This window comes from Comamonas sp. GCA5, assembly GCF_036541385.1.
Taxonomy (GTDB): domain Bacteria; phylum Pseudomonadota; class Gammaproteobacteria; order Burkholderiales; family Burkholderiaceae_C; genus Comamonas; species Comamonas aquatica.
Window position 1 is genome coordinate 41,978 of sequence record NZ_JAZHFR010000005.1, and the last position, 21,204, is coordinate 63,181.

General features: G+C 62.1%; 17 protein-coding genes, 5 tRNA genes and 2 pseudogenes. 17 read left to right on the forward strand and 7 right to left on the reverse strand.

Going from position 1 to position 21,204, the window contains the following annotated elements; translation table 11 throughout:
• Positions 1–34: 34 nt before the first annotated feature.
• Positions 35–451, forward strand: a complete 417-nt coding sequence (locus SJH88_RS02240) for a F0F1 ATP synthase subunit epsilon (protein WP_042418847.1) — start codon at positions 35–37, stop codon at positions 449–451.
• 160 nt (positions 452–611) lie between these two features.
• The gene (locus tag SJH88_RS02245; protein WP_274753493.1) at positions 612–1,211 is read left to right on the forward strand and encodes a cold shock and DUF1294 domain-containing protein; all 600 of its coding nucleotides are present in this window, start codon (positions 612–614) and stop codon (positions 1,209–1,211) included.
• A gap of 36 nt (positions 1,212–1,247) precedes the next feature.
• Here the strand turns inward: SJH88_RS02245 and SJH88_RS02250 are convergent, their stop codons facing one another.
• From SJH88_RS02250 to SJH88_RS02260, 3 genes and pseudogenes are all read right to left on the reverse strand, one after another.
• Entirely contained in the window at positions 1,248–1,790 is a 543-nt protein-coding gene (locus SJH88_RS02250) for a TPM domain-containing protein (RefSeq protein ID WP_274753494.1), read from the reverse strand.
• Between the two features lie 6 nt (positions 1,791–1,796).
• Positions 1,797–2,693: pseudogene (locus SJH88_RS02255) on the reverse strand (TPM domain-containing protein).
• Positions 2,694–2,733: 40 nt separating this feature from the next.
• Positions 2,734–3,321 carry a LemA family protein gene (locus SJH88_RS02260; RefSeq protein ID WP_274753495.1) on the reverse strand — a complete coding sequence of 196 codons (588 nt, stop codon included), beginning with the start codon at positions 3,319–3,321 and terminating at the stop codon, positions 2,734–2,736.
• Positions 3,322–3,444: 123 nt separating this feature from the next.
• Between SJH88_RS02260 and SJH88_RS02265 the strand changes: the two genes are divergently transcribed.
• Positions 3,445–3,978 carry a DUF2946 family protein gene (locus tag SJH88_RS02265; RefSeq protein WP_270150819.1) on the forward strand — a complete coding sequence of 178 codons (534 nt, stop codon included), beginning with the start codon at positions 3,445–3,447 and terminating at the stop codon, positions 3,976–3,978.
• A gap of 42 nt (positions 3,979–4,020) precedes the next feature.
• On the opposite strand, the gene SJH88_RS02270 is transcribed toward SJH88_RS02265, so the two are convergent.
• From SJH88_RS02270 to SJH88_RS02285, 4 genes are all read right to left on the reverse strand, one after another.
• Positions 4,021–4,545: a c-type cytochrome gene (locus SJH88_RS02270; RefSeq protein WP_274753496.1), complete on the reverse strand. Its 525-nt coding sequence runs from the start codon at positions 4,543–4,545 to the stop codon at positions 4,021–4,023.
• Positions 4,546–4,663: 118 nt separating this feature from the next.
• Positions 4,664–6,109: an efflux transporter outer membrane subunit gene (locus tag SJH88_RS02275; RefSeq protein ID WP_274753497.1), complete on the reverse strand. Its 1,446-nt coding sequence runs from the start codon at positions 6,107–6,109 to the stop codon at positions 4,664–4,666.
• Positions 6,102–9,263 (reverse strand): efflux RND transporter permease subunit, encoded by a 3,162-nt coding sequence (locus SJH88_RS02280; RefSeq protein WP_274753498.1) that lies wholly within the window; start codon positions 9,261–9,263, stop codon positions 6,102–6,104. The genes SJH88_RS02275 and SJH88_RS02280 overlap by 8 nt, the downstream gene beginning before the upstream one ends.
• A 12-nt stretch (positions 9,264–9,275) precedes the next feature.
• Entirely contained in the window at positions 9,276–10,523 is a 1,248-nt protein-coding gene (locus SJH88_RS02285; RefSeq protein WP_390887685.1) for an efflux RND transporter periplasmic adaptor subunit, read from the reverse strand.
• A gap of 201 nt (positions 10,524–10,724) precedes the next feature.
• Between SJH88_RS02285 and SJH88_RS02290 the strand changes: the two genes are divergently transcribed.
• The 14 genes and pseudogenes from SJH88_RS02290 (at position 10,725) to rpoB (ending at position 21,129) form a co-directional block, all read left to right on the forward strand.
• Positions 10,725–11,369: a TetR family transcriptional regulator gene (locus SJH88_RS02290; RefSeq protein ID WP_274753499.1), complete on the forward strand. Its 645-nt coding sequence runs from the start codon at positions 10,725–10,727 to the stop codon at positions 11,367–11,369.
• 80 nt (positions 11,370–11,449) lie between these two features.
• Positions 11,450–11,525 (forward strand) — tRNA-Arg (locus SJH88_RS02295).
• A gap of 68 nt (positions 11,526–11,593) precedes the next feature.
• A tRNA-Tyr gene (locus SJH88_RS02300) sits at positions 11,594–11,679 on the forward strand.
• Positions 11,680–11,735: 56 nt separating this feature from the next.
• Positions 11,736–11,809: transfer RNA gene (locus SJH88_RS02305), tRNA-Gly, on the forward strand.
• Between the two features lie 30 nt (positions 11,810–11,839).
• Positions 11,840–11,914: transfer RNA gene (locus SJH88_RS02310), tRNA-Thr, on the forward strand.
• Positions 11,915–11,987: 73 nt separating this feature from the next.
• On the forward strand, positions 11,988–13,178 hold the full coding sequence (gene tuf / locus SJH88_RS02315) for an elongation factor Tu (RefSeq protein ID WP_045265651.1): 1,191 nt from the start codon (positions 11,988–11,990) through the stop codon (positions 13,176–13,178).
• A 17-nt stretch (positions 13,179–13,195) separates the two neighbouring features.
• A tRNA-Trp gene (locus SJH88_RS02320) sits at positions 13,196–13,271 on the forward strand.
• 88 nt (positions 13,272–13,359) lie between these two features.
• Complete coding sequence (secE, locus tag SJH88_RS02325) at positions 13,360–13,743, forward strand: preprotein translocase subunit SecE (protein WP_274753500.1); 384 nt, start codon at positions 13,360–13,362, stop codon at positions 13,741–13,743.
• Positions 13,743–14,333, forward strand: coding sequence for a transcription termination/antitermination protein NusG (gene nusG / locus SJH88_RS02330; RefSeq protein ID WP_042413802.1), 591 nt, complete (start codon positions 13,743–13,745; stop codon positions 14,331–14,333). Before secE ends, nusG begins: the two co-directional genes overlap by 1 nt.
• A 99-nt stretch (positions 14,334–14,432) precedes the next feature.
• Complete coding sequence (gene rplK / locus SJH88_RS02335; protein WP_042413800.1) at positions 14,433–14,864, forward strand: 50S ribosomal protein L11; 432 nt, start codon at positions 14,433–14,435, stop codon at positions 14,862–14,864.
• A gap of 1 nt (position 14,865) precedes the next feature.
• Positions 14,866–15,560, forward strand: a pseudogene (gene rplA / locus SJH88_RS02340) (50S ribosomal protein L1).
• A gap of 227 nt (positions 15,561–15,787) precedes the next feature.
• A complete protein-coding gene (gene rplJ / locus SJH88_RS02345) occupies positions 15,788–16,315 on the forward strand; it encodes a 50S ribosomal protein L10 (protein WP_042413794.1) in 528 nt (175 codons plus the stop codon).
• Positions 16,316–16,355: 40 nt separating this feature from the next.
• A complete protein-coding gene (gene rplL / locus SJH88_RS02350) occupies positions 16,356–16,736 on the forward strand; it encodes a 50S ribosomal protein L7/L12 (RefSeq protein ID WP_234687448.1) in 381 nt (126 codons plus the stop codon).
• 280 nt (positions 16,737–17,016) lie between these two features.
• Positions 17,017–21,129: a DNA-directed RNA polymerase subunit beta gene (rpoB, locus tag SJH88_RS02355; RefSeq protein WP_274753501.1), complete on the forward strand. Its 4,113-nt coding sequence runs from the start codon at positions 17,017–17,019 to the stop codon at positions 21,127–21,129.
• The last annotated feature ends 75 nt before the right edge of the window (positions 21,130–21,204 follow it).

Here is a 21,204-nt window from a genome sequence, read left to right on the forward strand (position 1 = left end):
ACAAGCCCAGTCCCACCTTTTCTCAGGAGCAAAGATGAACACCATCCACGTTGATGTGGTCAGTGCCGAGGAATCCCTCTTCTCCGGTCCAGCGCGCTTTGTCGCACTGCCTGGTGAAGCGGGCGAGCTGGGTATCTTGCCCAAGCACACGCCGCTGATCTCCCGCATCAAACCCGGTTCCGTGCGCATCGAATTGCCCAATGGCAGCGAAGAATTCATCTTCGTCGCCGGTGGCATTTTGGAAGTGCAACCCCACTGCGTGACCGTGCTGTCCGACACCGCCATCCGTGGCAAGGATCTGGACGAGCAAAAGGCCTCCCAGGCCAAGGCCGCCGCCGAGGAAGCCATGAAGAACGCCAAGAATGACGTTGACATGGCCAAGGCCCAGTCCGAGCTGGCTGTGCTGGCGGCACAGATGGCCGCGCTGCGCAAGTACCGCGGCAAGCGCTGATCGACCGGTCTCTGCAAAGAAAGCCACCGCAAGGTGGCTTTTTTATGCCTGTTATCAAAAACAAAGCACTTGGCGCTGGATGAACAAGGCTTTGCATCGATAAATATGCTGAAAGCGTTGCTGATCAAGCGCTGGCAGCTCCGGTTTTTGAAAGATGTTGATGCTGCGCTATCACGGCAGTCTGGTGGAGTGGAACGATGACCGCGGCTTTGGCTTCATCCAGCCGGACCCGGGTGGTGCGCGCGTGTTCGTGCACATCAGCGCCTGGCAGCCGCGGCCCCAAGCCACGTCTCGTCCGCAGCTGGGGTTGCGCCTGGAATTTGCCGTGCGCCCACGCGCAGGCGGTCCCCAGCGCACGGCGGGCCGTGTGTCCTGCGGTGCGCGGGCGAGCGGGGGCGGCAGCTATTGGGCGATCCTGGCCTTTGCGCTGGTGTGGGTTGGCACTGCCGTGGTCTGGGGCGTGCCGCGCTGGGTGTTGCCGGGGTACGCGGTGCTCAGCTTGGCCACGTTCTGCGCCTACTGGCAGGACAAGCGGGCAGCCCAGGCGGGGCACTGGCGCACGCCGGAATCCACCCTGCATGCTCTGGCCTTGCTGGGGGGCTGGCCGGGCGCGATTGTGGCGCAGCAGTGGTTGCGCCACAAAAGCCGCAAAGTCGATTTCCTCGGACGCTTCTGGCTGACCGTGCTGGGCAATGTGGTGGTGTTCGTGGGGCTGCACTCGCCCGCAGGGCGTGAGTGGCTGGCGCGCTGGCCCCTCTAGCGTGAAAAATTCTTTCCAGCCGCGCCCGCCCGTGGGCTAGACATCCTTGGTGAAACGGCCCTGGACCACCGGGGCATCCGGCAGGTTGTCTACGGCGTCGGTGCGGTCTGCGGGGCTGCGCGGGAAGTGCGCCACCAGCAATTCGGACACCAGTTCCAGTGCCTGCTCCAACCCCTGCGCGTAGGCGGCCTGCTGAAAAGACTGTTGCATGTCGCGCACGATGGCATCCCAGGTGAGTTGCGGCACCGCACGGGTCATGGCGCGATCGGCCACGATCTCGATGGCGTGCTCTGCCAGCAGCAGGTAGATGAGCACGCCATTGTTGTGCTCGGTGTCCCACACGCGGAGCTTGCCAAACAGCCCGACGGCCCGGTCGCGGGCACTGGCGTGGCGCCAGATGTAGCTGTAGGGCAGTCCGCCTTCCACACACAGGCGCAGCTGGCCGGTGTGCAGACGCTCGCTGGCGGCGACGGCCCGCTCCAGGCGCTGCAGCACGTCGTCGGGAAAGGTCTCGCGCACCTGGCCCTCCACCCAGCGGTGGTGCCACAGTCGGTACAGGCGTTGCAGCAGGCGGGCCATGGTGCGTCACCAATTCCCGGAAGCGCCACCGCCCCCAAAGCTGCCGCCCCCGCCGGAGCGAAAGCCACCCCCGCCCCAACCTCCGTTGCCCCCGCTGCGCCATCCCCCCCGGCCGCCGCATTCCAGCCACCCCCCAGTGGCGGGCCGCCCCCACCGCGTGGACCATTCGCCAGCAAGGTCACCAGGGCGGCCAGCACCCCGGCGCCCCCGGCCAGCCACAGGCTGGTGGTGACCGCGTAGGCCAGCACCCCGGCCCCCCCCGCCCACCAACAGCGCGCCCCGCTTGTTGCCCAGCAGGCGGCGCAGCAGCGGGGCGACGACCATCACCCCGAAAAATAGAAAAATGGCCAGGCTCTCCAGATCCACCCGGTCGCGGGCGGTGGTGGGCGGCTGCGGTGCCGGCAAGGCCTCGCCGGCAATGCGCGCGGCAATCTGGTCCAGGGCGGCCAAGATGCCGGCGGCATAGTGCCCCTGGCGGAATTGCGGTGCCATCTGCTGGTCGATGATGCGCGCTGCGGCCAGGTCGGGGATGGCGCCCTCCAGGGCGCGGGCCACCTCGATGCGCATGCGCCGGTCGTCCTTGGCGACCACGATCAATAGGCCGTCGCCCACGTGCTTGCGGCCGATCTTCCAGCTGCTGGCCACGCGGTAGGCGAAGGGGGCGATGTCTTCGGGGGCGGTCGTTGGCACCATCAGCACCACCACCTGTGAGCCCGACTTGGCTTCGATGCTGCGCAGCCGTTGCTCGATCGCCCGGGACTCCTCCACCGACAGGGTGTGGGTCTGATCGATCAGCGCGGCGGTGAGTGCGGGCACGGGCAGCACGTCATGTGCCCAGCCGGGCAGCCAGCATGCACTCAGAATGATAGCTAGCAGCGCTTGCCACATGCGCAGTACAGCCATATTTACTTCCTCAACGGGCCGATGCAGGGGCGCGCCGGCCTTACTTGCTGCCAAAGTCGACGCTCGGCGGGCGGGCAATCTCGGCCTCGTTGGTCACCGTGAAGCTGGGTTTGGGCTGGTAGCCAAACAGCATCCCCGTCAGGTTGGTGGGAAAGCTGCGCGCCAGCACGTTGTAGGCCTGGACAGACTGGATGTAGGCATTGCGGGCCACGTTGATGCGGTTTTCCGTACCTTCCAGTGTCACGCGCAGGTCGCGGAAGGCCTGGTTGGCCTGAAGCTGCGGGTATTGCTCGGCGACCACCAACAGGCGCGACAGGGCACTGCCCAGCTGCCCCTGGGCTTGCTGGAACTGCTGGAACGCGGCGGGGTCGTTGATCAGCTCGGGTGTGGCCTGGATGGCGGTGGCCTTGGAGCGGGCTTCGATCACCTGGGTCAGGGTGTCGCGCTCGAAGTTGGCCTCGCCCTTGACCGAGGCGACGATGTTGGGCACCAGGTCCGCGCGCCGCTGGTACTGGTTCAGCACCTCGCTCCACTTGGCCTTGGTGTCTTCGTCCAGGCGCTGAAAATCGTTGTAGCCGCAGCCCGACAGCGAGGTGGCGATCAGTAGGATGGCGAGCAGACGTTTCATGCACATGTCCCTTCAGAGCAGTTCCTGGCGCCATTGTGGTGGCCGACCGCGCCCCGGGTTTGTAGGCAAAATGCGGGCAACCGTTAGGCGCCGCCAAGTGGCAGCGCGCAAAGGACCGACAGCATGGATGAGATCGTGAAGCAGGCGTTGATCAAATGGCCGAATGTGCCGCATGTGCACGGCTGGCTGGGCCTGGATGCCCGCGGCCAGTGGTGGCTGCGCGATGCGGGGGTGCAGGCGCAGGGCCCATTTCCACAGAGCAAGGGGACCCTGGTGGAGCACGAGAAGTTGCTGGCCTTCATCGGGCGCAATTACGAGGCCGACACACAAGGGCAATGGTTTTTCCAGAACGGCCCGCAGCGGGTGTACGTGGAGCTGGAGAACACGCCCATGGTCTGGCGCGTGGATGCGCAGGGCGCGGTCTGCTCACACACGGGCATGTCCCAGGCGCAGGTGCAGGACTGCTGGGTGGATGACGAAGGCCGTGTCTACCTGCGTTGTGCCGGGGTGCTGGGCGTGGTGCACTCGCAGGACATGGTGCACGTGGCCGACGTGGTGGAGCGGGGGCACTGGCACCCCCAGTCCCTGGCCTGGGATGCGCTGCCGCAGCGCTTCCAGTTCGTGCGCAGCCCGCAGCGGGCCGCGGCGCAGGCATGAAAAAAGGACCTCGAGGGTCCTTTTTTGGGAGCGCGCTGGCGATTACTTCGCTGGGGCGTCGCCTTCCTGGGCGGCAGGCTGAGGCTCTGGGAAGTTGGCGCCGCCGGCATTGGCCATGAAGGCCACGCCACGGGCGATTTCCAGGTCGTTGAAGTCGCCACCACCTTGGGGGGCCATGGCACCCTTGCCCTTGAGGGCCGAGTGCACCAGGGCGTCAAAGCCTTGGGCCAGACGGGGACCCCAGTCACCCGCAGCACCGAACTTGGGCGCGCCCGAAACGCCGGTGGCGTGGCAGGCGGCACATTGGCCCTTGTACACATCCTCGCCACCGCGCAGGGGGCGGTTGGCATCACGAATCTCCACGGAGCCCACCTTTTGCAGGCGCTGTGCCTGGGCCAGCTCCTGCATGCCCACGCCGGCACCGGTCTTGGGCGCCGAGCCCACGAAGGTGACCAGGCCAATGATCAGGATCACGGGCAGGATGAAGGCAAGCAGTACCGTAATCAGCAGCTGCTTGGGGTTCTTGATGGGGCCGGTATGGGCTTCTTCGTGGTGCTTGTCGCTCATGGCGTCCTCTGGTTATCGGGGCGGGGAAAAACCAACGGCGGATTATATCGATGGGGTTTTTTTGCCCCAGTCCCCCAGCGGCCGTTTGGCGGCCGCTGTGGTACAGAGTTGACGCACCTCAACGATTGGTGGTTTCCTGCTTGCCAAGGCTGGCTTCGGACCAGCCGCCACCCAGGGCCTTGTACAGGGCGACCTGGTTCTGCAGCTGGGCCAGGCGCACCTGCACCGCGCTTTGCTCCACCGTGAACAGCGAACGCTGGGCGTCCAGCAGGTCCAGGTAGCTGGCGACACCGTTGCTGTAGCGCAGTTCGGACAGGCGCAGGCGCGCCTGCTCTGCCTCGATCTGGGCTTGTTGGGCCCGCGCCTGCTCGCCCAGCGTGGCTTCGCCGGCCAGGGCATCCGAGACTTCGCGGAAGGCGGTCTGGATGGCCTTTTCGTACTGGGCAAGGGCGATGCCGCGGCTGGCCTGGGCCACTTCGAGGTTGGCCTGGTTGCGGCCGGCGTCGAAGATGGGCAGGGTCAGCGAAGGTGCGATGGAAAAGCCCCAGCTGCCGCTTTTGAACAGGCCCGAGAGCTCGTTGCTCACCGTGCCGGCCTGGGTGGTCAGGGCGATGCGCGGGAAGAAGGCCGCACGCGCTGCGCCGATGTTGGCGTTGGCGCCGATCAGTTGCTGCTCGGCCTGGCGCAGGTCGGGGCGGCGCACCAGCAGGTCGGACGGCAGGCCCGCTGGCAGGCTGGCCATGGCGGCCGCATCGGCCAGCTTGGCACCCTTCAGGCTGGCGCGCAGGTCGTCCGGCAGGGGCTGGCCCAGCAGCAGGGCCAGGGCATTCTCGTCCTGGCTGCGCTGGCGAATCTGCTGCGCATAGGTGGCGCGTGCGGCTTCGGTCAGCGACTGGGCCTGGCGGTAGTCCAGTTCCGAGGCCACGCCGTTGTCGAAACGCAGTTTGGCCAGTTTGATGGACTCCTCGCGCGTGGCCAGGGTGCGGCGCGAGATGTCCAGCAGCTCCTCGTCGGCCAGCAGGGTCAGCCAGCCGTTGGCCACGCTGGCCACCAGGCTCAGCTCGGTGGCCTTGCGGCCCTCGTCGCTGGCCAGGTACTGGGCCAGGGCCTGTTCCTTGAGGCTGGCGATGCGGCCAAAGAAGTCCAGCTCCCAGGCCGAGACCGCCAGGCCCACCTGGAAGTTGTTGACGATGTCGCCCGTGATCTGGCTGTTGCCACGGCTGGCATTGGCCGCCGCGTTCACCGTGGGGAACTGGTCAGCGCGCCGGATCTGGAACTGGGCGCGGGCCTGTTCCAGATTCAGCACGGCCACCCGCAGGTCGCGGTTGTTCTCCAGCGCCAGACGCACCAGACGCTGCAGGCGGGCGTCGGTGAAGAACTGCTCCCAGGGCACGGGCGCACTGGCCTGGCCTTCGGCGGCGGCCGGTGCCGTGGCACCGGAGACCGTGGGGAAGGCCGTGGGCACAGGGGCTGCCGGGCGCTCGTACTTGGGCACCAGCGAGCAGCCGGCCAGCAGCGCGGCGGTGGCCAGCACCGACAGGCGAAGGCTCGGGGTCTTACTCATGCTTGCTCTCCTCAATGCCGGCGGCTTGCGCGTGCGCGGCATATATCTTCCGTTGTCGTTCGCTGCCCTTGAAGAAGCTGCGCACCAGCACAAAGAACACGGGCACGAAGACCACGGCCAGCACGGTGCCGGTGATCATGCCGCCGATCACGCCGGTGCCGATGGCACGCTGGCTGGCCGAGCTGGCGCCCGAGGCGATGAACAGGGGCACCACACCCAAGGTGAACGCCAGCGAGGTCATGATGATGGGGCGGAACCGCAGGTGGGCCGCTTCCAGCGCCGCTTCGATCACGCTCTTGCCCTGGGCCTGCAGGTCCTTGGCGAATTCCACGATCAGGATGGCGTTCTTGGCCGAGAGGCCGATGATGGTCACCAGACCGATCTGGAAGTACACGTCGTTGGCCATGCCCCGGGTCAGTGTGGCCAGCAACACGCCGAGCACGCCCAGCGGCACCACCAGCATCACCGAGAAGGGGATGGACCAGCTTTCATACAACGCGGCCAGGCACAGGAACACGGCCAGCAGCGAGAAGGCGTAGAGCACCATGGCCTGGTCGCCGGCGAGCTTTTCCTCGCGCGACAGACCGGTCCACTCGAAGCCGAAGCCTTCGGGCAACTGGGCGGCCAGGCGTTCCATCTCGGCCATGGCATCCCCTGTCGAATAGCCCGGTGCGGCATCGCCGGCCAGCTTCATCGAGGAGTAGCCGTTGTAGCGCACGGTCTGCATTGGGCCGGTGATCCAGCGTGTGGAGGCGAAGGCCGACAGTGGCACCACCTGGCCCTGGTTGTTGAGCACGGGCAGATCGAGGATGGACTCGGGCTGCATGCGCGCCTTGGCATCGGCTTGGACCACCACACGCTGCAGACGACCCTGGTTGGGGAAGTCGTTCACGTAGGCCGAACCCAGCGAAGTGGACAGGGCCGAGTTGATGCTGTCAAAGCCCACGCCCAGGGCGCTGGCCTTGTCGCGGTCGATCTCCAGCTGGATCTGGGGCGCGTCTTCCATGCCGTCGGGGCGCACGCCTGCAAGGATCTTGCTTTGAGAGGCCATGCCCAGCAACTGGTTGCGTGCAGCCATCAGGGCATCGTGGCCCTTGGCGCCGCGGTCCTGCAGGCGGAAGTTGAAGCCGGTGCCCGTGCCCAGCTCTGGGATGGGCGGGGGGCTGAGCGCGAAGATGAAGGCGTCGCGCACCTGGCTCAGCGCCATGTAGGCGCGGCCCGCCACGGCGCTGGCCGAATGCTCGGCCCCCGTACGCTCGCTCCAGTCCTTCAGGATCACGAAGGCCAGACCGGCGTTCTGGCCCTGGCCGGAGAACGAGAAGCCCGACACCGTCACGATGTTCTTCACCTCGGGCTGAGCCAGCATGTACTCCTCGACGCGCTTGAGGGCTTCGCTGGTACGGGCCTCGGCGGCGCCAGGTGGCAACTGCACGTTGGTGATGATGTAGCCCTGGTCTTCGTTGGGCAGGAAGGAGGTGGGCAGGCGGGTGAACACATAGCCCACGGCGGCCACCAGCACCAGGTAGATGACCATCATGCGGCCGCCGCGGCGCACCAGGGAACCCATCGCGCCTTCATAGCTGTGCGTGGCGCTCTTGAAGCGGCGGTTGAACCAGCCAAAGAAACCCTTCTTTTCGCTGTGGTGGTCAGGATCGACCGGCTTGAGCAGGGTGGCACACAGGGCGGGAGTGAGCGATAGCGCCAGGAAGGCTGAGAAGGCGATGGATGTGGCCATGGTGGCCGCAAACTGGCGGTAGATGTTGCCGGTAGAACCGGCAAAGAAGGCCAGCGGCACGAACACCGAGATCAGCACCACGGTCACGCCGATCACGGCGCCCGAAATCTGGCTCATCGCCTTGCGTGTGGCCTCCAGGGGCGGCAGCCCCTCTTCGGCCATGATGCGCTCGACGTTCTCCACCACCACGATGGCATCGTCCACCACGATACCGATCACCAGCACCATGCCGAACATGGTGAGCACGTTGATCGAGAAGCCCATGGCGAACAGCGCGGCGAACGTGCCCAGCAGGGCCACGGGCACGACGATGGTCGGGATCAGGGTGTAGCGGATGTTCTGCAGGAACAGGTACATCACCAGGAACACCAGCACAACGGCTTCCAGCAGGGTGTGGACCACCTTCTCGATCGAGACCGAGATGAAGGTCGAGGTGTCATAGGGCACGGAGAAGGACACGCCTTCAGGGAAGAACTTCTGCAGCTCGGCGAGCTTGCCCTTCACGGCCGTGGCCGTGGCCAGGGCGTTGGCCGAGGGCGTGAGCTGCACGCCCAGGCCCACGGCCGACTTGCCGTTCAGGCGGGCCGAGGTGCTGTAGCTTTGCGAGCCCAGCTCGATGCGGGCCACGTCCTTGAGGCGCACCGACGAACCGTCGGTGTTGGCGCGCAGCACGATGTTGCCGAACTGCTCGGGCGTGCTCAGCTGGCCGCGCACGACGATGGTGGCAGCGATGGGCTGGTCGCTGACGGCAGGCAGGTCACCGAGGTTGCCAGCGGACACCTGGGCGTTCTGGGCATTGATGGCGGCGCTGACCTGGTCGATGGACAGCTTGAAGCCCTTGAGCTTGGCTGGATCGACCCAGACGCGCATGGCGCGCTCGGCGCCGAACTGCGTGACCGAACCCACGCCTGTGACGCGCTGCAGCTCGGGCACGATGTTGCGTGCGGCGTAGTCGTTCAGGGCGTCCAGGCTGAAGTTCGGGTTCTCGGTGGTGATCATCGAGAACAGCAGGAAGTTGGAGCGGGACTGCTCCACACGCACGCCCTGCTGCGTCACCGCGGCCGGCAGGCGCGGGGTGGCGCGCGACAGGCGGTTTTGCACGTCCACCTGGGCCAGGTCGGAATTGGTGCCGGGCTCGAAGCTCAGCACCACCGTGCCTGTGCCGTTGGCCTGGCTGGTGGTTTCCACATAGGCCAGCCCTGTGGCGCCGTTCATCTCACGTTCGATGACGGCGAGCACACTGTCTTCCAGCGTCTGGGCGGTGGCGCCGGGGTAGGCCACCGAGACCTGGATGGTCGGCGGCGCCACGGCGGGGTACTGGGCGACGGGCAGCTTGGTGATGGACACCGCCCCGATCACCATCAGGAAGATGGTGATGACCCATGCAAAGATGGGTCTGTCGATAAAGAACTTGGCCATCTGCGGCGCTCCTTACTTGTTGTCTGCCTTGGCCGCTTCGGCCGCAGGCGCGGCGGCGGGCTTGGCACCGTTGGCCTTGGCGGCTTCAGGCTGCCATGGCACGGGTTGGACCTTGGGCGCGCCGCGCAGCTTCTGGAAGCCGTCGACCATCACCTGCTCGCCTTGCTTCAGGCCTTCAAGCACCACCCAGTTCGTGCCCTTGGCCGAACCGATGCGCACCTTGCGGGGAGCAACCTTGCCTTCGGCATCGACCACCATGACGCTGTCGCCCTGGTCGCTGCGGGTCACGGCCTGCTGGGGCACGAGGATGGCATCGGCTGCCTGGGCCTGCTCCAGGCGCACACGCACGTACAGGCCGGGCAGCAACTGGCCGCCGGGGTTGGGCACTTCGGCGCGCAGCGTGATCTGGCCCGAGGTGGCGTCCACTGTTAGATCCGAGAACAGCAGCTTGCCGGTTTGGCCGTATTCCGTGCCGTCGTCCAGCACGATGCGCACGCTGGCCGCATCCTGGCCGCTGACCTTCTTGAGCTGGCCGGCGTCCATGGCACTGCGCAAACGCATGACGTCCGAGGCCGACTGCGTGAAGTTCACATAGACGGGATGGATCTGCTGGATGGTGGCCAGTTGGGTGACTTCCCCTTGGCCCACCAGCGCACCTTCGGTTACCAGGGCGCGGCCAATACGGCCCGAGATGGGGGCCGTCACCGAGGCATAGCCCAGGTTGATGCGTGCGGTTTCCACGGCGGCCTTGGCCGATGCCAGATCGGCTTCGGCCTGCTTCTGGGCGGCCACGGCCGTGGTGTAGTCCTGTTTGCTGATGGCATTGGCTTCCACCAGGGGCTTGTAGCGATCGGTCAGGGCTGTGGCTTGGGCCAGCGTGGCTTCGGCGCGTGCTACCGAGGCTTGTGCGCTCTGCAGTGTGGCGCGGTAGGGCGCAGCATCGATTTCGAACAGAGGCTGGCCGGCCTTGACGTCGCTGCCCTCACGGAACAGTCGCTTGAGCAGGATGCCCGAGACGCGAGCACGGACTTCGGCGGTGCGCGAGGCCTCGACGCGGCCCGGCAGTTCAGTGACCAAGGCCACATCCGCGGGCTGGGCGACAACCACGCCCACTTGGGGCGCGGGCGCTTCACCGCCTGCATGGCCGGCTGGCTGGTCGCCCTTGCCACAGGCTGTCAATGCCAGGAGAGATGCCAAAGCCAATGCGCCAATCATCGGACGGCGGAGTGCAAAAGGAGGGGGGAAGCGGTTCATGGACATCCTCATGGAAGGGAGAGTGGGCAGCCGTACGGTTGGATGGGACAGATCAGAACAAAAATAGGCCTCTGCACAAAGTGTAAAGGCCGGGTTAGTCAGGAAATTATACATACATACGCGAATGTATAATTAGTGACAAGCCATCGCGACCTTGCTGGTGTTGGGGGTGATGCGGTGGTGATTTTTGCTTGAAAGGGGCGATTTGTGGCTCGTCGTACCAAAGAGGATGCGGAGGTAACGCGCAACAAGTTGCTGGATGCTGCCGCGGAGGTGTTTTTTGCCAAGGGGGTGGCAGGTGCCTCGTTGTCGGAAGTGGCGCAAGCTGCAGGCTTGACGCGAGGTGCTATTTATTGGCACTTCAAGGACAAGGTAGACCTTTTTGATGCCTTGATGCAAAGGACAACTTTGCCGTTCGAGCAGGCGTGGGAGGCTGGCCAAGCCAAGTTCATGCAGCACGGTGCGGTGCTGCCCGAGATCCTGGGTGTTCTGCGCATGGTGTTCAGGTCTGTGAGTACTTACACGGCAACTCGGCGTGTATTTGATATTGCTTTGTACAAGGTTGAGTGTGTGGGTGAGCTCTTGGATGTGCGCCAGCGGCGCATAGAGGGTGCACTTCGGTTTGCGCTGCAGATAGAGCAGGCGTTGTTGTTGGCCGCTCAGCAAGAAGGTGTGTGCTTGCCTGTGTCTGGTCAAAATGCGGCGCGGGGGTTGCAGGCTATCTTTGATGGTGTGCTGCATTTCTGGTTGCTGCAGGATGGGCAATCTTTTGATCTGGAGGCGGAGGGGATGCTGGCTGTTGCGCTGTACTTGAAGGGGTTGGGGTTCGATTTGCAAAAAGAAATTGCGTGATTCCCTGAAGCGGCGCAAAAGTGCGGGTTAGAATGCGGGCTGCAGATTTTTTGGTGGTTCGCGTGTAGCGGGTGTCGTTAGCGGCTGTAGCTCAGTGGATAGAGTATTGGCCTCCGAAGCCAAGGGTCGTGGGTTCGATCCCCGCCAGCCGCGCCAAACAAACTCAAGAAAATACCTAAAAATATTTTTGCGATAAAAAAATCTGCTACAATATAAATCTCTTCGGAGGGATGCCCGAGTGGCTAAAGGGGGCAGACTGTAAATCTGTTGGCTTACGCCTACGCTGGTTCGAATCCAGCTCCCTCCACCACCTTTCAAGGTGAAAAGATTTAAGCATCGTTTGGCGGTGCGCGCAAACCCAGGTTTGCGGGAGTAGTTCAATGGTAGAACCCTAGCCTTCCAAGCTAATGACGCGGGTTCGATTCCCGTCTCCCGCTCCAAGATTCATAAGTTTGCTTGTGCAGGCTTATGCCCATGTGGCTCAGTGGTAGAGCACTCCCTTGGTAAGGGAGAGGTCGGCAGTTCGATCCTGCCCATGGGCACCAATTAGTGGTGCTTCTGTGTCAGATGGTTGCGCCGAAACATCGTTAGCATTTGATTTTTTTCGGAGTCGAAAAAATGGCAAAAGAAAAGTTCGAGCGCACCAAGCCCCACGTGAACGTGGGCACCATTGGCCACGTTGACCACGGTAAGACCACTCTGACTGCTGCTATCGCCACCGTGCTGTCCAAGCACTTCGGCGGTGAAGCCAAGGACTACTCGCAGATCGACAACGCGCCTGAAGAAAAGGCTCGTGGTATCACGATCAACACTTCGCACGTCGAGTACGAAACCGCCACGCGCCACTACGCTCACGTGGACTGCCCTGGCCACGCTGACTATGTGAAGAACATGATCACCGGCGCTGCCCAGATGGACGGCGCTATCTTGGTCTGCTCCGCTGCTGACGGTCCCATGCCCCAGACACGCGAACACATCCTGCTGGCTCGCCAGGTGGGCGTGCCTTACATCATCGTGTTCCTGAACAAGTGCGACATGGTGGACGACGAAGAACTGCTGGAACTGGTGGAAATGGAAGTCCGCGAACTGCTGGACAAGTACGATTTCCCTGGCGACGACACCCCCATCGTGCGTGGTTCCGCCAAGCTGGCCCTGGAAGGCGACCAGTCCGACAAGGGCGAGCCTGCGATCCTGAAGCTGGCTGAAGCTCTGGACTCCTACATCCCCACGCCTGAGCGCGCTGTGGACGGCGCCTTCGTGATGCCCGTGGAAGACGTGTTCTCCATCTCCGGTCGTGGTACCGTGGTGACCGGTCGTATCGAGCGCGGCATCATCAAGGTCGGCGAAGAAATCGAAATCGTCGGTATCAAGGACACCCAGAAGACCACCTGCACGGGCGTGGAAATGTTCCGCAAGCTGCTGGACCAAGGTCAAGCTGGCGACAACGTGGGTCTGCTGCTGCGCGGCACCAAGCGTGAAGACGTGGAACGCGGTCAAGTGCTGTGCAAGCCCGGCTCCATCAAGCCCCACACCCACTTCACCGCTGAGGTGTACGTGCTGTCCAAGGACGAAGGTGGTCGTCACACGCCTTTCTTCAACAACTACCGTCCTCAGTTCTACTTCCGTACCACGGACGTGACTGGCTCCATCGAGCTGCCCGAAGGCAAGGAAATGGTGATGCCTGGCGACAACGTGTCCATCACTGTGAAGCTGATTGCTCCTATCGCTATGGAAGAAGGTCTGCGCTTCGCTATCCGTGAAGGTGGCCGTACTGTGGGCGCCGGCGTGGTTGCTAAGGTTCTCGCTTAATTAGGTAATTAGGGTTTAGGGGTATAGCTCAATTGGCAGAGCGTCGGTCTCCAAAACCGAAGGTTGTAGGTTCGATTCCTACTGCCCCTGCCACGATGTAGTGGTAACGCTAAGCCCGCCAGGAACTGGCGGGCTTAAGTGTCTTGTGCGGCGACATTGTTCGCAACAGATAAAGTGAGATATGGCCACATCGCAAGTAGAAACAGTCAGTACGGGTGCTGACAAGGCCAAGCTGTTTGGCGCTTTGTTTTTGGTGATCGCTGCTGTGGCGGGGTTCTATTTTCTGGCACAGCAAGGTCCATTGGTTCAATGGGGTGTTCTCGTGGCAGGCTTGATTGCTGCTGCTGCGACTTTTTCTGTGTCTGAGCAGGGTAAGCAACTGCTTGCTTTTAGCAAAGATTCCTGGAAAGAAGTCAAAAAAGTAGTGTGGCCAACTCGCAAGGAAAGTTTGCAGATGACCGCCTACGTTTTTGCGTTTGTGGTGGTCATGGCATTGTTCCTGTGGCTGACAGATAAAACGCTTGAATGGGTTCTGTACGATCTCATTTTGGGCTGGAGAAGCTAATGACTGATGCAATCGAACCTGTGTCGGGTGAGGCTGGTGCGACTGCTCCCGTCAATCCGGATCTGCGTTGGTACATTGTCCATGCCTACTCGGGCATGGAGAAGGCTGTAGAGCGCAACATCACCGAGCGCATTCAGCGTGCCGGCATGCAAGATAAGTTTGGTCGTATCTTGGTCCCTACCGAAGAAGTGGTGGAGATGAAGAACGGTCAACGCAAAACAACCGAGCGGCGCTTGTTCCCTGGCTATGTCTTCGTAGAGATGGTCATGGAAGACGATACGTGGCACTTGGTGAAGCACACCAGCAAAGTGACCGGTTTCGTGGGTGGTGCAAAGAATCGTCCTGCTCCGATTTCTGAAGCTGAGGTTCAGAAAATTGTGAACCAAATGCAAGAGGGCTCCGACAAGCCTCGCCACAAGGTGGAGTTCATGGTGGGTGAGCTGGTGCGTGTCAAGGAAGGTCCGTTCACGGACTTCAACGGCAGTGTCGAAGAAGTGAACTACGAGAAGAATCGTCTGCGTGTGTCGGTGGCCATTTTTGGTCGTTCGACGCCCGTGGAGCTGGAGTTCTCTCAGGTTGAAAAAACCTGAGGTACGTTTGATGGCCCCGCGTATTGAAATATTGGGGCTTTAACCCCGGGGAGCCAAATGCATGTGCGTTTGGCGCTATCACCCGTAAGGAGCTAAAACATGGCGAAGAAAATCGTCGGCTTCATCAAGCTGCAAGTGCCAGCTGGTAAGGCCAACCCATCCCCTCCAATCGGTCCTGCGCTGGGTCAGCGCGGTCTGAACATCATGGAATTCTGCAAGGCATTCAATGCGCAGACCCAAGGTGTTGAGCCCGGTCTGCCTCTGCCTGTGGTGATCACAGCGTTTGCTGACAAGAGCTTCACTTTTGTCATCAAGACGCCTCCTGCCACCGTGCTGATCAAGAAGGCCATCAAGCTGGACAAGGGTTCCTCGAACCCTCTGAAGGCTAAGGTCGGCAAAATCACCCGCGAACAGCTGGAAGAAATTGCCAAGACCAAGCTGAAGGACATGAACGCTGCTGACGTTGACGCCGCCGTGCGCACGCTGGCGGGTTCTGCTCGTTCGATGGGCGTGATCGTGGAGGGTTTGTAAAATGGCCAAGTTGACCAAGAAGCAAAAAGCCCTGCAGGCAAGGTGGACTCCACCAAGCTGTACGCCTTTGCTGACGCCGTGGCGCTGGTGAAGGATGCTGCAACTGCCAAGTTCGACGAATCCATCGACGTGGCCGTGCAGCTGGGCGTGGATGCCAAGAAGTCGGACCAAGTGGTGCGCGGCGCTGTGGTGTTGCCTCACGGTACTGGCAAGACCACCCGCGTGGCCGTGTTTGCCCAGGGCGCCAAGGCTGAAGAAGCCAAGGCCGCTGGTGCGGATGTGGTTGGCATGGACGACCTGGCTGCCATGGTCAAGGCTGGTGACATGCCCTTTGACATCGTGATCGCTGCGCCCGATGCCATGCGTATCGTGGGTCAGCTGGGCCAGATCCTGGGTCCCCGTGGCCTGATGCCCAACCCCAAGGTGGGTACTGTGACTCCTGATGTTGCCACGGCCGTGAAGAACGCTAAGGCAGGTCAAGTGCAGTTCCGCGTCGACAAGGCCGGTATCATCCACTCGACCATTGGTCGTCGCTCGTTCGACAATGACAAGCTGCAAGGCAACCTGGCTGCTCTGATCGATGCCTTGAACAAGGCCAAGCCTGCTTCCAGCAAGGGTCTGTACCTGCGCAAGGTGGCGGTTTCCTCCACCATGGGTGTGGGTGTTCGCGTCGACACGCAATCCATCGCAGCTTAATTGCTAGAATATTCGGCTTGCTAGAAATAGCGAGCCGATGTGGTGGGCTACGCGCTGTTTACAGCGGCGTAGGTCATCCAAGACCGCTGGCGTGGCTTGCCACTTAATACTTCCAGCGCAGATGGCGATCCCGCTGCAGATGGATGAATGTCCCTCTAACAGTTGGTCGCTGCAACAAGAGCGCGCGTACCGGGGCAACCGGGTATGCGCATTTGAAGGAGTAGACCTTGAGTCTGAATCGCAGTGAGAAAGAAGCGGTCATCAATGAAGTGACCAGCCTCGCCGCTAAAGCTCAAACGCTTGTGATCGCGGAATACCGTGGCATCACGGTCGCCGACATGACCAAACTGCGTTCCGATGCACGCAGCAAGGGTGTGAGCCTGAGCGTGTTGAAGAACACCCTGGCACGCCGTGCTGTGGCTGGTAGCGCGTTTGAAGTGGTGGCTGACCAGATGACTGGTCCCCTGATCTATGGCTTCTCTGAAGACGCAGTGGCTGCCGCCAAGGTGGTGGCCGACTTCGCGAAGACCAACGACAAGTTGGTGATTCGCGGTGGCGCGTTTTCGGGCAAGGCCCTGGACGTGAACGGCGTGAAGCAGCTGGCAAACATCCCCTCGAAGGAAGTTTTGCTGGCCCAAGTGTGTGGCTTGCTCATGTCGCCTATGTCGCGTACAGCCGTGGTGCTGGGCGCGCTGGCCGCAAAGAAGAGCGAAGGCGCAGAGCAACCTGCTGCCGAAGAAGCCGCTGCAGCTTAATTGCGGCAACAAACAACCAACAAATTGTTAGGAAATTAACATGGCATTCGATAAAGACGCATTCTTGACCGCCCTGGACAGCATGACTGTTCTGGAACTGAACGACCTGGTCAAGGCCATTGAAGAGAAGTTTGGCGTGAGCGCTGCCGCTATGGCCGCTCCTGCTGCTGGTGGCGCTGCTGCCGGTGGTGCTGCCGCTGCTGAAGAAAAGACCGAGTTCAACGTGGTGCTGGCTGAAGCCGGTTCCAACAAGGTTGCCGTGATCAAGGCCGTGCGCGAAATCACCGGTCTGGGTCTGAAGGAAGCCAAGGACCTGGTGGACGGCGCTCCCAAGGTCGTGAAGGAAGCCGCTCCTAAGGCTGACGCTGAAGCTGCTGTGAAGAAGCTGACCGAAGCTGGTGCTAAGGCTGAACTGAAGTAATTCAGTCCATTCCTGGGGCTGGAGTGTCTGAAAAGGCACTCCAGCCTTTGGTGCTTGTGGATAAGGTATTTAAGAGCACACCAGAAAGCCTGTTGCTGACAGTTTTTCTAGTGTCTTCTGACAACCCGACAGCAGAAGATGCCTTGGTTCGGGCGATGTGCAATGCATCGCCGTCAGCCATGGTTGGTAGTGGCCAACCGCCAAGCCAGTGAAAGTGTGTGACTTTTTGCTGGACAGTGTCGTCGCAGACCCAGGACTCATGTCTTTGCCCGGAGATCTCATGGCCTATTCTTACACCGAACGCAAGCGAATTCGCAAGAGTTTCGGCAGCCGCGACAGCGTGCTCGAAGTGCCTTACCTGCTGCAGATGCAAAAAGATGCCTATACCGCATTCCTGCAAGCAGACGTAGCCCCCAAGAAACGTACGATGGAAGGCCTGCAAGCGGCCTTTGAATCGGCATTCCCCATCGTCTCCCACAACGGTTTTGTGGAGATGAAGTTTGTTGAATACAACCTGGCCAAGCCTGCGTTCGACGTGCGTGAGTGCCAGACCCGTGGTCTGACCTTCGCCTCGGCCGTGCGTGCCAAGGTGCAACTGATCATTTACGACCGCGAGTCCTCCACGGCCCAGTCCAAGGTGGTCAAGGAAGTGAAGGAGCAAGAGGTCTACATGGGCGAAGTGCCCCTGATGACCGACAAGGGCTCGTTCATCATCAACGGCACGGAACGCGTGATCGTGTCCCAGCTGCACCGCTCGCCTGGCGTGTTCTTCGAACACGACAAGGGCAAGACCCACAGCTCCGGCAAGCTGCTGTTCTCGGCGCGCATCATTCCTTACCGCGGCTCCTGGCTGGACTTCGAGTTCGACCCCAAGGACCTGCTGTACTTCCGCGTTGACCGTCGCCGCAAGATGCCTGTGTCGATCCTGCTGAAGGCCATCGGCATGAACCCCGAGCAGATCCTGGCGCACTTCTTCGTCAACGACAACTTCCGTCTGATGGACAGCGGCGCACAAATGGAATTTGTGGCCGACCGTCTGCGCGGCGAAGTGGCGCGTTTCGACATCACCGACAAGTCGGGCAAGGTCGTGGTCGCCAAGGACAAGCGCATCACCGCGCGCCACACCCGTGAACTGGAACAGTCCGGCACCAAGTACGTCAGCGTGCCGGAAGACTTCCTGATCGGTCGTGTGCTGGCCAAGAACATCATTGACCCTGACACCGGTGAAATCATCGCCAAGGCCAATGAAGAGCTGACCGAAGCGCTGCTGAAGAAGCTGCGCAGCGCCGGCATCCAGGACGTGCAGTGCATCTACACGAACGAACTGGACCAGGGCGCCTACATCTCGCAGACCCTGCGCACCGACGAAACCGTGGACGAGTTCGCCGCCCGCGTCGCCATCTACCGCATGATGCGCCCTGGCGAGCCTCCGACCGAGGACGCCGTGCAGGCCCTGTTCCACCGCCTGTTCTACAACGCTGACACCTACGACCTGTCGCGCGTGGGCCGCATGAAGTTCAACGCCCGCGTGGGCCGCGACGGTGCGACCGGCGCCATGGTGCTGTCCAACGAAGACATCTTGGCCGTGGTCAAGCTGCTGGTGGACCTGCGCAACGGCAAGGGCGAAGTCGACGACATCGACCACCTGGGCAACCGCCGCGTGCGTTGCGTGGGCGAACTGGCCGAAAACCAGTACCGCACCGGCCTGGCACGTATCGAAAAGGCTGTGAAGGAGCGTCTGGGTCAGGCCGAGCAAGAGCCGCTGATGCCCCACGACCTGATCAACTCCAAGCCCATCTCTGCGGCCCTGAAGGAGTTCTTCGGTGCCTCGCAGCTGTCGCAGTTCATGGACCAGACCAACCCCCTGGCCGAAATCACGCACAAGCGCCGTGTTTCCGCCCTGGGCCCAGGTGGTCTGACCCGCGAACGTGCCGGCTTCGAAGTGCGTGACGTGCACGTGACCCACTACGGTCGCGTCTGCCCGATCGAAACGCCTGAAGGTCCGAACATTGGTCTGATCAACTCCCTGGCCCTGTACGCCCGCTTGAACGAGTACGGTTTCATCGAAACTCCGTACCGCCGTGTGGTGGATGGCAAGGTCACGATGGAAATCGACTACCTGTCGGCCATCGAAGAAGGCAAGTACATCATCGCCCAGGCCAACGCCGAGCTGGACGCCGAAGGCCGTCTGGTGGGCGAGCTGGTGTCGGCGCGTGAAAAGGGTGAATCGACCCTGCTGTCGCCCGAGCGCGTGCAGTACATGGACGTGTCGCCCGCACAGATCGTGTCGGTGGCTGCCTCGCTGATTCCGTTCCTGGAACACGACGACGCGAACCGCGCGTTGATGGGTGCCAACATGTCGCGCCAGGCCGTGCCTGTGCTGCGTCCCGAAAAGCCCATGGTGGGTACCGGTATCGAGCGCGTGGCCGCGGTCGACTCCGGCACCGTGGTGACAGCCCGCCGTGGCGGCACCGTTGACTACGTGGATGCGACCCGCATCGTGATCCGCGTGAACGACGCGGAAGCCGTGGCCGGTGAAGTTGGTGTGGACATCTACAACCTGATCAAGTACCAGCGTTCCAACCAGAACACCAACATCCACCAGCGTCCCGTGGTCAAGCGCGGCGATGTGCTGGCCAAGGGTGACGTGATTGCCGACGGTGCATCGACCGACCTGGGCGAAATCGCCATTGGTCAGAACATGCTGATCGCCTTCATGCCCTGGAACGGCTACAACTTCGAAGACTCGATCCTGATCTCCGAACGTGTGGTGGCCGAAGACCGCTACACCTCGATCCACATCGAGGAACTGGTGGTCATGGCCCGTGACACCAAGCTGGGCGCCGAAGAAATCACGCGCGACATTCCGAACCTGTCGGAACAGCAGCTGAACCGTCTGGACGAGTCCGGCATCATCTACGTCGGCGCCGAAGTGCAGCCTGGCGACACGCTGGTCGGCAAAGTCACGCCCAAGGGCGAAACCACGCTGACGCCCGAAGAGAAGCTGCTGCGCGCCATCTTCGGCGAGAAGGCGTCCGACGTGAAGGACACCTCGCTGCGTGTGGACCAGGGTTCGTCCGGCACCGTGATCGACGTGCAGGTTTTCACCCGTGAAGGCATCCAGCGTGACAAGCGCGCCCAGCAGATCATTGATGATGAGCTCAAGCGCTTCCGCCTGGACCTGAACGACCAGCTGCGCATCGTCGAGGCCGACGCCTTCGACCGTATCGAGAAGCTGCTGATCGGCCGCACCGCCAATGGTGGCCCCAACAAGCTGGCCAAGGGTGCCAAGCTGGACAAGGCCTACCTGGACAGCGTGGAGAAGTTCCACTGGTTCGACATCCGTCCTGCGGAAGACGAACTGGCCGCCCAACTGGAGTCCATCAAGAACTCCCTGGAGCAGACCCGCCACGAGTTCGACCTGGCCTTCGAAGAGAAGCGCAAGAAGTTGACCCAGGGCGACGAGCTGCCTGCTGGCGTGCTGAAGATGGTCAAGGTCTACCTGGCCGTCAAGCGCCGCCTGCAGCCTGGTGACAAGATGGCCGGCCGCCACGGTAACAAGGGTGTGGTTTCCAAGATCGTTCCGGTCGAAGACATGCCTTACCTGGCCGACGGCACCACCGCCGACATCGTGCTGAACCCGCTGGGCGTGCCTTCGCGTATGAACATCGGTCAGGTGCTGGAAGTGCACTTGGGCTGGGCCGGCAAGGGCCTGGGCCAGCGCATCGGCGACATGCTGCGTGACGAGGCTGCTGTGGTCGAAGTGCGCGCCTTCCTGGAAGAAGTCTACAACTCGCGTGGCCGCAAGGAAGACCTGTCGCAGCTGAGCGATGCCGAAGTGCTGAACATGGCCGAAAACCTGAAGACCGGTGTGCCGTTCGCGACCCCCGTGTTCGACGGAGCTTCCGAGCAGGAAATCAAGGACATGCTGAAGCTGGCGTATCCGGACGATCTGAAGGCACGCAAGGGCCTGACCGAGACCCGTACCCAGGCCTACCTGTTCGATGGCCGCACCGGCGAGCAGTTCGAGCGTCCCACGACCATCGGCTACATGCACTACCTGAAGCTGCACCACTTGGTCGACGACAAGATGCACGCCCGCTCCACCGGTCCTTACTCGCTGGTGACGCAACAGCCTCTGGGCGGTAAGGCCCAGTTCGGTGGTCAGCGTTTCGGTGAAATGGAAGTGTGGGCGCTGGAAGCTTACGGCGCCGCCTACGTGCTGCAGGAAATGCTGACGGTGAAGTCCGACGACGTGGTGGGCCGTACCAAGGTGTACGAATCCATCGTGAAGGGCGAACATGCGATCGAAGCCGGTATGCCCGAATCGTTCAACGTGCTGGTCAAGGAAATTCGTTCCCTGGGCCTGGACATCGAACTCGAACGTACTTAAGGCCTTAAAGAAAGTGAGCGTCTAGCGCTTGTTGATCAAGAGTTTGCAAGGGTTTTGATATTGAAATCCTTGCAC